At 45.8% G+C, this 12,949-nt stretch carries 16 protein-coding genes; all 16 read left to right on the forward strand.

Features of this window, described 5'->3' with window-relative positions; genetic code table 11:
* The first annotated feature begins 12 nt into the window (after positions 1–12).
* The gene (locus tag DRED_RS06525) at positions 13–249 is read left to right on the forward strand and encodes a hypothetical protein (protein WP_041274509.1); all 237 of its coding nucleotides are present in this window, start codon (positions 13–15) and stop codon (positions 247–249) included.
* Positions 249–557 carry a hypothetical protein gene (locus DRED_RS06530; RefSeq protein ID WP_011877568.1) on the forward strand — a complete coding sequence of 103 codons (309 nt, stop codon included), beginning with the start codon at positions 249–251 and terminating at the stop codon, positions 555–557. Before DRED_RS06525 ends, DRED_RS06530 begins: the two co-directional genes overlap by 1 nt.
* Positions 554–1,111, forward strand: a complete 558-nt coding sequence (locus tag DRED_RS06535) for a phage tail protein (protein ID WP_011877569.1) — start codon at positions 554–556, stop codon at positions 1,109–1,111. The genes DRED_RS06530 and DRED_RS06535 overlap by 4 nt, the downstream gene beginning before the upstream one ends.
* Positions 1,108–1,578: a hypothetical protein gene (locus DRED_RS06540; RefSeq protein WP_011877570.1), complete on the forward strand. Its 471-nt coding sequence runs from the start codon at positions 1,108–1,110 to the stop codon at positions 1,576–1,578. The genes DRED_RS06535 and DRED_RS06540 overlap by 4 nt, the downstream gene beginning before the upstream one ends.
* Positions 1,568–1,882, forward strand: a complete 315-nt coding sequence (locus tag DRED_RS06545) for a hypothetical protein (RefSeq protein WP_011877571.1) — start codon at positions 1,568–1,570, stop codon at positions 1,880–1,882. Before DRED_RS06540 ends, DRED_RS06545 begins: the two co-directional genes overlap by 11 nt.
* Positions 1,882–3,339 (forward strand): phage tail sheath family protein, encoded by a 1,458-nt coding sequence (locus DRED_RS06550; protein ID WP_011877572.1) that lies wholly within the window; start codon positions 1,882–1,884, stop codon positions 3,337–3,339. Before DRED_RS06545 ends, DRED_RS06550 begins: the two co-directional genes overlap by 1 nt.
* A 15-nt stretch (positions 3,340–3,354) precedes the next feature.
* Positions 3,355–3,882, forward strand: coding sequence for a phage major tail tube protein (locus DRED_RS06555; RefSeq protein WP_011877573.1), 528 nt, complete (start codon positions 3,355–3,357; stop codon positions 3,880–3,882).
* 56 nt (positions 3,883–3,938) lie between these two features.
* Positions 3,939–4,265, forward strand: a complete 327-nt coding sequence (locus tag DRED_RS06560) for a phage tail assembly protein (RefSeq protein WP_011877574.1) — start codon at positions 3,939–3,941, stop codon at positions 4,263–4,265.
* Positions 4,266–4,377: 112 nt separating this feature from the next.
* Positions 4,378–7,470, forward strand: a complete 3,093-nt coding sequence (locus DRED_RS06565; protein ID WP_011877575.1) for a phage tail tape measure protein — start codon at positions 4,378–4,380, stop codon at positions 7,468–7,470.
* Entirely contained in the window at positions 7,460–7,675 is a 216-nt protein-coding gene (locus DRED_RS06570) for a tail protein X (protein WP_041274511.1), read from the forward strand. The genes DRED_RS06565 and DRED_RS06570 overlap by 11 nt, the downstream gene beginning before the upstream one ends.
* Entirely contained in the window at positions 7,672–8,691 is a 1,020-nt protein-coding gene (locus DRED_RS06575) for a phage late control D family protein (RefSeq protein ID WP_011877576.1), read from the forward strand. The genes DRED_RS06570 and DRED_RS06575 overlap by 4 nt, the downstream gene beginning before the upstream one ends.
* Positions 8,692–9,171 (forward strand): phage baseplate assembly protein V, encoded by a 480-nt coding sequence (locus DRED_RS06580; RefSeq protein WP_011877577.1) that lies wholly within the window; start codon positions 8,692–8,694, stop codon positions 9,169–9,171.
* A 3-nt stretch (positions 9,172–9,174) separates the two neighbouring features.
* Complete coding sequence (locus DRED_RS06585; RefSeq protein ID WP_011877578.1) at positions 9,175–9,564, forward strand: phage tail protein; 390 nt, start codon at positions 9,175–9,177, stop codon at positions 9,562–9,564.
* Between the two features lie 15 nt (positions 9,565–9,579).
* Complete coding sequence (locus DRED_RS06590; protein ID WP_011877579.1) at positions 9,580–9,894, forward strand: GPW/gp25 family protein; 315 nt, start codon at positions 9,580–9,582, stop codon at positions 9,892–9,894.
* Positions 9,881–11,005 carry a baseplate assembly protein gene (locus tag DRED_RS06595; protein WP_011877580.1) on the forward strand — a complete coding sequence of 375 codons (1,125 nt, stop codon included), beginning with the start codon at positions 9,881–9,883 and terminating at the stop codon, positions 11,003–11,005. The genes DRED_RS06590 and DRED_RS06595 overlap by 14 nt, the downstream gene beginning before the upstream one ends.
* Positions 10,998–12,947, forward strand: a complete 1,950-nt coding sequence (locus DRED_RS17875; protein ID WP_011877581.1) for a phage tail protein — start codon at positions 10,998–11,000, stop codon at positions 12,945–12,947. Before DRED_RS06595 ends, DRED_RS17875 begins: the two co-directional genes overlap by 8 nt.
* Positions 12,948–12,949: the final 2 nt, after the last annotated feature.

Genomic DNA, 12,949 nt, shown 5'->3' on the forward strand with positions numbered 1-12,949 from the left:
AGGAGGTATATTATGTCTATCATAGTTAAAAAATTTAACATCATCGCCGGGGACAAAACTTATATACCTGGTGATGAAATAAATTGCTTGGATGAAAAAGAGGAAAAACGCTTGGTAGCTGCAGGGTATTGCGAGTATCCAACAGGTATAAAAAAAAGTAGTAAATCTACTAATAAAAAACAACTAGCTGGAGATTCAACAGGAGATAGTGGGCCTAATACCGGGCATCCCTTAGCCGGTGATGAGTAATGGGCTTTAAGGATTATGCTGCTGCGGACATAGCCGTATTCGTTAATGTTGACGAGATGGCCGATTCGCACGATATCGACGGTCAGCAAATTCCGGCTATCGTTGATAGCGATGTGCTAAGCGGGCAATCAGAGTATCGCGATGGTATCTATTTAGGAGAGATACTTGTTTTTGTGCGTTCCTCTGATTTGCCCTCCCGCCCGGTAAAAAATCAGCATATGCGCTTGGACGGAGAGCTTTATCTGGTATCAAACTGTTCTGAAGAGGACGGGCTGCTTCAGATAACTCTGGAGGCGAATGAGGCATGATTGAATTAAGAGCTGATCAAATTGAGCGTGTTCAGGATTTACTGCAGCATATCCCGGAGGCAATACCTAAAGCCATTTCTAATACTATTAACCGGGCTGCTGAAACAGCTAAGACTGAAGCGGCGAGGAAAGCCAGGGAAACTTATTATGTGAAGCATAGCGATGTTATTAAAACTATTCGCATTACAAAAGCCAGCCCTAGTAATTTATCCGCGACTGTGCTTTCACGAAGTAGCCCTATTGCTTTGTCCAAGTTCAATGTAACACCACGGCAACCGCAGCCAAAGCGCCGTAAGCCAATAATAGCCCGGGTGAAAAAGGGCGCAGGTGGTTCAATCCAGGGGGCTTTTGTTGCCCGGGTAACCAGCGGCCATGTTGGTGTTTTTAACCGTGTTGGACCGGCAAGGTTACCAATTACCCAGCGCTTTGGGCCGTCTATACCGCAGATGATTGGCTCTGAAACGGTTACACGGTGGGTTGAAGAGAAAGCGTTGGAGACGATTGATAAACGGCTTGACCATGAAATAAGCCGGGTTTTGGAGGGTACCAGGTGACACCTTTAATTTTAATCGATAAGCTAATTGAATTCATTAAGCCGGTGATGGCTGAGTTCGAATTGCAGTCTAATGTGCCGGGAGTTTTAAAAGCTCCACAGGTTATCCCCGGTTACCTGGGTGAGAAAAAACCTATTAAGGAGCAGGACCCGCCAGACTTCCCGTATGTGATAATTCGTTATTTAGAAGACGAGGATGTTAATACGGGAGCTACGGCTAAGGTAAGAATTTATGCCGGCACTTACAGCGAGGATACTCAGGACGGTTGGCGGGATGCGGTTAATGTTATCACCAAAATAAAAACGGCGCTCAAAAGGCGAAGTTATTTTGGCCCGTTTAAAGTTGAGTATCCAATTAAAACGGAATTGCCGGAGGAGCAGCCGTATCCTGAGTGGGTGGCTGTTTTAAATTTAACCGTGACAATTCCGCAAGTTTACGAAGAAGGAGGTTATCAGGTTGGCATCTAGTGATGAAAAAGCAACAGATGTGAAGAAATCTAAAAAAGAACTTGTGTCAGCACCAGCGCCTGCAAAGGCGCTTATTTATTGCGGCCCTAATTTGGCTAAGGGTGCTCTGGCGCAATACGCAATTTTTAAGGGCGGTTTTCCTAAGCATCTTGACCAGCACTTTGAAAAATGCCCGGCCATTAAGCGGCTGTTTGTTGAGCCTGTAAAACTAGACAGCACAGTAGTTGCTATTAATAAGCCGGGTACGCCGCAGAGTGTCTGGTTTAAACAGATTTCGGATTATGTCCGTGGGGGTGGTAAATAATGCCGTATAAACACGGGGTATATATTAGCGAGGTTCCAACCAGCGTTATCCCGCCCGTTCAAGCAAGCGCAGGATTGCCGGTGGTTGTTGGAACAGCGCCGATAAATCTTGCTGAAGACCTTACCTATGTAAATAAGCCCCTGCTGGCGTACACCTATGCCGAGGCTGTTGGAGGTTTGGGGTATTCAGCTGATTGGGAAAACTTCACTTTGTGCGAGTTCATGAAGTCGCACTTTGCTTTGTTTAACGTAGCGCCGGTTGTGCTTATAAACGTTCTTGATCCTTCCGTCCACAAAAAAGATGTAGCGGCTGCTGATTTAAACGTTGTCAATGGCGTTGTGAATATTAAACAAAGTGGAATTTTGCTTACTTCTGTGGTGGTTAAATTAACCGCAGCCGGCGATCCGCTGGTTAAAGATACCGATTACACTGCAGCTTTTGACTCTGACGGTTATTTGGTAATTACGCCGATTGAGGGCGGCGGTATTCCTGATGCTCAGGCAACATTAAACGTCGCCTATTCACAGTTGGACCCCAGCATGGTTACTTCCGATGAGGTTATCGGTGGCGTGGACGTGAATACAGGGGTTTATACCGGCCTTGAACTAATTAATAAGGTATTCCCTTTGTTCCGGTTGGTTCCTGGTCAGATATTAGCTCCCGGTTGGTCACATGACCCCGCTGTAGCTGCCGTGATGAAGGCCAAGGTCAGCGCCATTAACGGGCTGTTTAAGGCTGTGGCTATCACCGATGTGGATGATACTGCAGCCGGTGCTGATTTGTATTCTGAGGTTCCGGCCTGGAAAACAAACAATAACTACACCGATAAGCTGCAAATAGTGTGTTGGCCCAGGATTAAACTGGGTGATGAGATTTACCACATGTCCAGCCAGGTCGCGGGTGTTACTTGCGTGGTTGACGGCCAGAATGATGATATTCCTTACGTCAGTCCGTCTAATAAAAACCTGCAATGCAACGGGGCTTTAGTGGATTCCGGTGATGAGGTTACTCTGGATCCGCAGCAAGCTGCCTATTTAAATGGCGAGGGCATTATTACGGCGCTCAATTTTATTGGCGGCTGGAAGCTCTGGGGTAACAGGACCGGCGCTTACCCGGGAAGCAGTGACGTGAAAGATACTTTTATCCCGGTGCGCCGCATGTTTAACTGGATCGGCAACACTATTATTCTTACTTATTGGCAGAAGGTTGACGATCCGACTAATAAACGGCTGATTCAGACTGTTGTGGACAGCCTGAACATTTGGCTTAACGGGCTTACGGCCCGAGGTGCTCTCTTGGGTGGCCGGGTTATATTCTCATCCGATGAAAACCCGGTAACTGATTTGTTAAACGGCGTTGTACGTTTTCACCTCTATATCACTCCGCCAATTCCGGCTGAGGATATGGAGTTTGTGCTCGAATTCGATGTAAACTACCTGAACAGTTTGTTCGCGTAGAGGGAGGTGTAAATATTGCCAGTTAACGTTATACCTGAGAGGCTTGCTAATTTTCGCGTGTATCTTGACGGCAAACAGGATTTAAAGGGAGTAGCTGATCTTGAATTACCGAGCTTCGAATCGCTTAAGGACACTGTTAAAGGTGCCGGTATCGCGGGTGAGTATGAGAGCCCTACTCTTGGTCACTTTGGCAGCATGAAGTTAACCCTTAATTGGCGTACTGTTGAGAAGGCTTTGTTAATATTGATGAAACAGCAAGCGCAACGGCTTGATTGTAGAGGAGCTTTCCAGGATTATGATGCCGGCGAAGGCAGCTATAAAATTCGGGCCGTACGTGTTGTGATTCAGGGACCTCCGATCTCAACAAAGCCCGGTAAGTATGAGAACGGGGCAGCTACTGGCGGTAGCAGTGAGGTTGAGGTATTTTATCTCAAGGTTACTATTGACGGTGAAGACCTTGTTGAAATTGATAAATTTAATTTTATCTGTAAAATAGGCGGAGTTGATTATCTGAAAGATATTAAGACTGCTTTGGGAGCTTAGGTCTGCCATAAAGTGGCGGATCCTCCCTCCCCTCCCCTATTTGAAAGGAGATATTTATGAAAATCATATTTAAAAAACCTTTTAACTTCGAGGGTAAAGATTACATGGATTTAGATTTGGACATGGATGCGCTTACGGGCCGTGATTTGATTAACGCCAATAAAGAAGCCGTTGCTCTGGGGGATGCTTCTCCTGTTAATGAATTTTCTAAGACGTATCTAGCTGCTGTAGCGGCTAAAGCGGCTAAAGTTCCGGTTGATATGATTCTTAGCCTTCCGGCGAGTGACTTTACTAGCCTGACTTTACAGGTGCAGAATTTTTTATTCGGCATGGAATCAGGGGTGGTGGAGCAGTCAAAGAACTCAGAAAAACTTGTCTGCTAATGTCCAAAGGGACATACGCTCCGGTTCCTTATTGGCTATCTCTTTCATTATCTGAATTTAACGAGTGGGTTGATGATTATCTCAGCTTACAAAAGAAAAGCGGTGAACGGTAATGGCTAATAGGTTATATGAAATGGCTATTCAATTAGCCGGACACGTCAGCTCATCGTTACCACGGGCATTCAGGTCAACAAGTGACCACATGCAAAACCTTAACCAGCAGACGAATACTGCACGTACAGCATTAAGGAACTTGGAGCGGGTCCAGAACGATGTCGCCAGAAGTCGTCAGCTGCAGGAACAGGTTGCTCAAACGAGCCAGGAGTTCCAAGAAGCTAGGGAAAGAGTTAACCGCCTGGCAGCAGAACTCATTCGCACAGAGAACCCCACGCGGGAGTTGCAGCAACGTTTTCGGCAGGCTGAAAGTGAAGCTAATAGATTAAACACCAGGCTTACCGCTCAGCGTTCTGATCTCCAAAGGCTGCAGGCCGCTTTACGTGAGGCCGGAGCTGATACTCGTAACCTGGACCAGGAATACCGGGATTTAACACAACAACTACAAAGAGCTGAACAGGCGCAGCGCAGTTTTAACCGGGCTGTCCAGGCAAACGAACGTAATCAAGAAATAAGGGAAAAATCGCAGGGTGCAGTAATGACAGCGGCGGCAGCAGCCACTCCAATAGTAGGGGCTACTGTAGCCGCTAATAATTACGTAGAGGCTCAGCGTAATATTCAAATTCAGTCTAATCTAACAGCAAAACAAGTCAGCACAGCTTGGGAGGTTGTGCGCCAGGCGCATCTATCCGGCTTGGGTGGAGGTATTCAAGAGACAGCCAATGCCTATGGTCAGATGTCACAGATAATTAAAAATGAATCCGCAGACCAGCAAAAAACTGCATTACAGACTGCCCTAGCCATTGAAAAATATTGGGGTGAAGCTCCGGATAGTATGGCAAAAGCAGTCCATAACTTGACATCAAACTTTAAAGGGCTATCCAGCACCGGGGCAATGGATATAGTAGCGGCTGGTTTTAAGAACGGCCTGAACTATGCTAATGACTACCTTGATACTCTTTACGAATACAGCCCGCAGTTTGAATCTATCGGCTATAACGCCAAGCAGTTTTATTCCGTCTTGGCAGCAGGTAAAAACGCCGGCGCTTTTAACTTGGACAAGGTTGCAGATGCTGTGAAGGAATTTAATATTAGGGCTAAAGACGGCAGTAAAACAACGGCAGACGGGTTTGCAATGATTGGCCTTGATGCGGGTAAGATGGCAAGTGAAATTGCAGTCGGCGGTAAGCGGGGAGTTGCAGCCCTCGACCAAACTATTAAGGCATTGCGTAACGTCCAGGACCCAGTTAAACGAAATCAGGCAGGGGTGGCCCTTTTCGGTACCCAGTGGGAGGATCTCACCGAGAAGGTAATTCTGAGCATGAATGTTATGGATCAAGCCGGTAATAGCATAGATGGCACAGCTAAAAAGGTTGTGGATGCTGCTACGAAAGCTGGTGAAGGGGGTCCCACCTGGACGCAACTTGGACGACAGGTGTATGACGCTGCTGCAAAAATGGGTAATGCCTTGCTGCCGGTAGTAACGCCGCTTGCTAATAAGCTAACCAGCCTAACTAAAAACGTTTCAGCCTTTATTGAGAAGAACCCCGAGCTGTCGAGAGTATTAATGGTTGGTGCTGCGGGTGCTGTAGGATTAGGTCTAGCGGTGGCCGGGTTAACCTTTGTCATAAGTTCTGCTATAAACCCATTTTTAAGCTTTTACGCCTGGTCTAAAAAGATTGAGTTAGGTAATAAGTTAGCTGCAGGTGCTACAAAGGCTTGGACTGCTGCACAATGGCTATGGAACGCAGCAATGACGGCAGGTAGGGCTTTGCTTTCTGCAGGTAGATTGATAGCTTATTATGCAATAATGGGTACTATATTCGGTGCTACAAAGGCTTGGACTGCTGCACAATGGCTATGGAACGCAGCAATGACGGCAGGTAGGGCTTTGCTTTCTGCAGGTAGATTGATAGCTTATTATGCAATAATGGGTACTATATTCGGTGCTACAAAGGCTTGGACTGCTGCACAGTGGCTTTTAAATGTGGCCCTAAACGCTAACCCTATAGGCTTGGTGATCGGTCTTATTGCGGGGCTTGTTGCGGCTGGCGTGCTACTTTATAAGAACTGGGATACTGTTAAGGCCAAGGCCGGAGAACTATGGAATGGCATCGAAACGGCTTTTAAACGAGGTGTTAACGGCGCGATAGGTTGGGTTAACGCTTTAATAGATAAAGTTAATAAAATTCCTGGCATCAATATTCAAAAAATCGGACTGGTATCTACTGCCGGTAGTGGCTCTGCCAATGTCGCCAACCTGCACAAATATGCAGCCGGTGGCTTTGCAGACCGGCCCTCGATATTCGGTGAAGCCGGGCCAGAAGCGGCCATACCTCTAAAGAAAACAAAGAGATCTTATGAGCTTTGGGAAAAGACGGGTAAATTGTTGGGTATATTGCCGGTTAAAGAAAGCACTAAGGTTAATCAAAAAACTTCTTTAATCACGAAAATAGCAAAGGTCGCCAACCTGCACAAATATGCAGCCGGTGGCTTTGCTAACCGGCCCTCGATATTCGGTGAAGCCGGGCCAGAAGCGGCCATTCCTCTTAAGAAAACAAAGAGGTCTTATGAGCTTTGGGAAAAGACCGGTCGACTTCTGGGTATTTTGCCGGTTAAAAAGAGCACTGAGGTTAATCAAAAAACTTCTTTAATCACCAAAATGGCAAAGGTCGCCAACCTGCACAAATATGCAGCCGGTGGCTTTGCTAACCGGCCCTCGATATTCGGTGAAGCCGGGCCAGAAGCGGCCATTCCTCTTGCTAGATCTGCTCGCAGTTTGTCCTTGTGGCAGCGAGTTGGGCAGGTATTAGGCATCCACACACTTGTGTCTGGGTCCGGGTCTGAGCCTGGGTTTAAAAGGTTTAACATATCAAATGCGTTGAAACAGTTATCCCAGAATGATAATAGCAGCAGCATGGTGATTAATGTTAATCCGACTTTTGCGCCGGTTATAAATGGCTCCGGGGATAATGTGAAAGAAACTCTGCAAGAACAGCAGGACAGCTTTATGGATAAGCTAGAAAGGCTGATTGAGGATAAAGTAAATGCCATGCAGCGGCAGAAAAGGCGGGTTGCTTATGCCGACTAGCTATGTCACAATTCAAGGCGACACCTGGGACGGAATCGCTAAAAAAACTATGGGCAGTGAATTTTATATGTCCGATCTCATTGAATCAAACCTTAGTCATAAGGAGATAACTATTTTCCCGGCTAACATTACGCTGGTTATTCCGGAGATATCTACGCCGATACCCAGCACTTTACCGCCCTGGAAGCGTGGTGTTAGTTCGTGAAGACAAGACGCGCACACCTTGAGCTGTCTTATAACGGCATAAACATATCTGCTGATTTGCAGCCGCATTTAATTAATTGGACATCGACCGATAATCTAAGCGGTCAAGCCGATGATATACAGATTACTTTGGAGGATCGTGCGCGGTTGTGGATTGGGGACTGGATGCCTGATAAAGGTGCAACTTTAAAGGCAAAGATAGTGCAGGAGAATAAAAAGTTCGCTAATACAAAAGAGAGCCTTGACCTTGGAACTTTTGAGATTGATGAGGTAGAGAATAATTATCCTCCGTCAACAGTTTCAATGAAAGGTATTTCAATACCTGAATCATCCTCCCTTAAAGGAGAGGCTAAAAACAAAGCGTGGGAAAAAACAAAACTGTCCGTTATCGCAAAGGATATTGCTAACGGTTCCGGGGTTAAACTTTTTTATGACACATCTGATGATCCGGATTATGACCGGATGGAGCAAACGCAGGAATCTGACCTTGCATTTCTTACTCGGCTTTGTAACGATGCCGGTCTTTGCCTTAAGGTAACCGGAACTCAAATAAACATATTTGATGAACAGAAATATGAGCAGCAACCGCCCATTACCAGAATTATGGTGGGAGAAGGATTTATAAAAGGCTATCGATGCAGAACTACTTTAAACGGGCTGTATAAATCGTGTCGGGTAGAGTATTACGATGCTAATAAAAAACAAACGATTAAATTCGTTTTCACACCACCAAACCCGCCTAAAACAGGACGGGTTTTAGTTATTAACGAACGTGTTACATCGGTGCAAGAGGCAGAAAGACTTGCTAAAAAACGATTACGTCAAGCTAATAGAGAAGGCATGACCGTTTCTCTTGATTTAATGGGCGACGTAAGGTTTGCAGCTGGGGTAACTGTGAGGCTGGTTGGTTTTGGCGTTTTTGATGGAAATTATATCATTATCCAAGCAGCCCATAGTCAGCAAGGAGGCGGCTATGAAACAAAATTAGAGCTGCGTAAATGCTTGGAGGGGTATTAAATGGACCTAATAAGAGTTGGGCAGATATCATCAGTGAATCCTGAAAAATGCACCGCAAGAGTTATGTTTCAGGATAAATCAGATGTAGTTTCTTATGATTTGCCTGTCATGGTGAGGGGATCACTAAATAATAAGGACTATTGGATTCCGGCTCCGGGTGAGCAAGTAATCTGTCTATTCTTATCCTCTGGCGTTGCCCAGGGATTTGTTTTAGGTTCCATATATTCCGAAAAGGATAAACCACCGGTTAAAGACAGTAATAAAAGGCACATATCATTTTCCGATGGAACTAAGATTGAATATGATGCAGCAACTCATACATTGACGGTTAATGCTACGGGTCCGGTTAATATCGTAGCCGCTGGCAACGTGAATGTAACCGGCGATGTTATAGCCGATGGAATAAGTCTTAAAAAACACATTCATGACGGTGTTATGGGCGGTAGCTCTAGCACCAATCCTCCTGTTGGAGGTGGTTAATCTATGATTGGTGTTTTTGGCGACGTTGTTTTTGAAGTATCATCACGCAGAATTCGTACTTTTGATGATTTCAGTCGGTCCATAACGAGCAGATGGGAAGACCATAATATCGTTGGCAGGAAGCCGATGCCAGAGTTCGTAGGGCCAACTTTGGATACTGTTAGCTTTTCAATGCGTTTCGACGCGCATTTCGGTGTTAACCCCAGGTCAGAAATGGATAAACTTCTAATTATGTGTAGATCAGGTGAGGCAGAAACATTAATAATCGGTGGTAAACCGTTGGGCGTTTATAAGTGGGTTATTACCGACGTTAAACAATCATGGTCAGTGGTTGATAACAAAGGCAATGTAATTATCGGTGTCGTGGATGTAACCCTTAAAGAGTATACCTAGAGGAGGTGGCAGCTGGTGGAGGTGGATGTAACTACAAAATTTATTCCTTTAGATTTTGGCGCATCTGGCACCAAGGAAATCCTGCAGAATGTTAGGATGATTCTTGCCACTCCTAAGTTTTCTTGTCCGATGGATAGGGACTTCGCCTGGGACCCGGACGTGTTAGACGCGCCTATGAATATAGTTCAGGGCAAAATTGCGCAGCGCCTTGTTGAGGCTATACGAAAATATGAGCCGAGAGCTGAAATAGTAGACGTTTCATTTGAGGGAGATATTAACGGCACTTTTAAGCCGGTTGTGAGAGTGAGGGTTGCCGATGACAGTGCCTAGATTTAACTTGCCTGATATATCTTTTACTGAGAAATCAGCCACGCAAATTGAGGCTGATTTTTTAGCTGCTTATAAGAGCCTAACAGGTCAGGTTTTAGGTGATGCAGATCCCAGGAGGAAATTTATACAAGCATTAATTCCTATCATTGCGCAGCAAAGGGTATTGATTGACAACACCGGCAAACAAAACCTTATCAGCTATGCCGTAGATAATAGCCTGGATCACATCGGTGCGTTAACTGAAACATCACGTTTGCAGGCTACCTATGCTACAGCTACAGAGCGTTTTACATTGCTGGAAGCGCAGGTACAGGCATACACTATTCCGGTTGGCAGCAGGGTAACTGCAGGCGATAATGTTTTTTGGGCAACTACCGAGCCATTAGTAATCCCAGCGGGGCAATTAACAGGAGATGTGCAAGTACAATGCCAGACTATTGGCGCAGCAGGTAATGGCTATTTGCCCGGGCATATTAATCAGCTGGTTGATCCGTTGCCTTATGTTGTAACGGTTTCTAACATTACAGAATCTGAAGGCGGAATTGATATTGAGGCCAACGATCCTTACGCTGAACGAATTCACGAAGCTCTGGAATCTTTCAGCACTGCAGGTCCAGAAGGCGCGTATGAATATTGGGCAAAAACGGCCAGCCAGACTATCATTGATGTGTATTCTTACAGCCCTTCTCCCGGTGTGGTTGAGATAAGGCCGCTTATAGCTGGTGGTGAGATGCCGGGCCAGGAGATTATCGATGCCGTTAACGCTATATGCAGCAATAAAAATATCAGGCCGCTTACCGATTTTGTGCAAGTGGTAGCGCCGGAACAGATCAGTTATGATATCAGCCTTACCTACTGGATTAATTCAGAAAATGCGGCTGCAGCTGAAGGTATACAGGCCAGCGTTGATAAGGTTGTGGATGAATATAAGCTATGGCAAAAGTCCAAACTTGGACGTGATATTGATCCTTCCGAGCTTAACGCAAGGATTAAAAACGCCGGTGCTAAGCGAGTAGCTCTGGTGTTACCGGCTTATCAAAAGTTGGATCGATATCAGGTTGCAAGCGAGAGAACGGTTACGGTGATTTACGGAGGGCTGGAGGATGAGTAAAAGCATCTATGATGTGAGCCTTCTCGATATAATGCCGCAGTCGCTTTTAGCTGACCCATTTATCAAGGCCATGGCGATGGCCCTGGATCCCGAGCTTCAGGCGATATCATCAGAGATTATTCTTTGTTCGTTACTGCCAAGGATTGATGATTTGCCGGAGGATATCGTTAATCATTTGTTGGTTCAGTTTCACGTTGATTTTTGTTATTCCGATTTAACTTTGGATCAAAAAAGGACGCTGGTTAAACAAGCTTTGCCCTGGCACCGGCGCAAAGGAACGCCGGCAATGGTGGAGGAAGTCGTTAGCGTATTATTCGGCGGGGATGCAAAGGTTTCCGAGTGGTTTGAATATGGGGGGCAGCCGTTTTATTTCAAGATAAAAACAGAAGCTATAGATACAACTCCAGCTCATTTAGAAGCAATCAGAAAAGCTGTTAATTTAGCAAAGAACAGCAGGTCATGGCTGCAGTCAATTGGTTTCTTGCTAAATCTAAAGGAAGAAGTCAATCTGGAATTAACTTTACAAAGCAGCATACCTATTGCTGATTTTAAAGAAGCTGTTTTGCGGCCCGGTTTTAGACACTGTACGGATGCAAAGATTTACCGCGATGTGTTTGGAATCATTGATTATAAAAGCGTGGTTAACCATAATGGTAAATTCTTGCACCTTAATGACGAGCAGGTGCTGGAGGTTATTACGGAGCCCAGCGGCATACCGCGTGCTGGTGTTAGGTACGCAGGAACGATTGATTATAACGGGCAAATAATTCACGATAGCAGCCTTAATCATGACACAAAACCAGATACTTGGGTACCGCATGAGTATACGGCTCTTGGAGAGGATGAAGAAAGCGCGACGGTTTCGGTAACTCCGAATTTATCCGATGCTCAGGAACACTGGATTTATTATTCGGCTGACTGGAAGCATAACGAGAATTACCACGGACCCAGAGCGGCCCATTCCAGAATTGGCAGCATAGATGCAACTTTAGCTACCAGTGATACTGTTGATACTCAGGAGCTGAAGCAGTTATCATTAACTCGTGATTTCGTTGATAATCTTACCGGAAGACCACGCATTCACGGCCCTGTCGGTATGGAAGCTTACGCGAGAGGCTTTAGGCATGATATCTCCTTCCCGAGAAATGAATTAAATCTTAGGTGGGGGCTATTCAAATATTGGGGCAGTATAAAGCGGTCGATATTATGGAAACACGACGGAAGTATTAATTATAGCTACTTTGAAGGTGAACGTTCAACCGATGTTAGCGTATCTATGGCCGCTGAAACAACAGCCGTAGCGCCTAAATACAACGGCTTGCATAGGCATACCACAAACGGTCTTAGTGGAACTAGCCGATTACCCGGGCCGGTTAATGATTGCGTTGTGGAGCCGCTTGAAGCATCGCTTCAGTATATCGATCAGGTTCCCGATGCGGATGGAATTGTACAGGAGAATGCTAATATTACAATCCATGCTGAGGAGCTATTTAACCGTAAATCCAGACAGCACGATGGGGAGCTGCTTTATACCGGGAAAGGTCCACGTAGCGGACCGTTTGTGTATAACGGGGTATACCTGCATGAACAAACTGCAGAAAACAGCTTAAATAAAGCAGCTATTACTCTTTCGGACATGAGCTGCCGCCGTAGATACGGCGGTATTTTTAATGCCCATAACCGAGGTCGCCGCTGGTATCATACCGGGCAGTTATTGCGCAGGCCTTTTGGCCGTCACGGCAGCGCCTGGCAGCATGATAGCCTGCAGCGGTATCTGGAAGGGTGTGCAAGGTACGGAGATCCCGCCTACATGCATGATGGCATTGATAGTTACGGATTCCCGCGCCTGGTACATGATGGCTCTGTTTTGCGTTTGGAAATGGTACCAGAAGAACGCATGCAGCTTAATATTCGGCGGGGATATCGCCGTGTGGCAGCTTAGGA

Source organism: Desulforamulus reducens MI-1, assembly GCF_000016165.1.
Taxonomy (GTDB): Bacteria; Bacillota; Desulfotomaculia; order Desulfotomaculales; family Desulfotomaculaceae; genus Desulfotomaculum; species Desulfotomaculum reducens.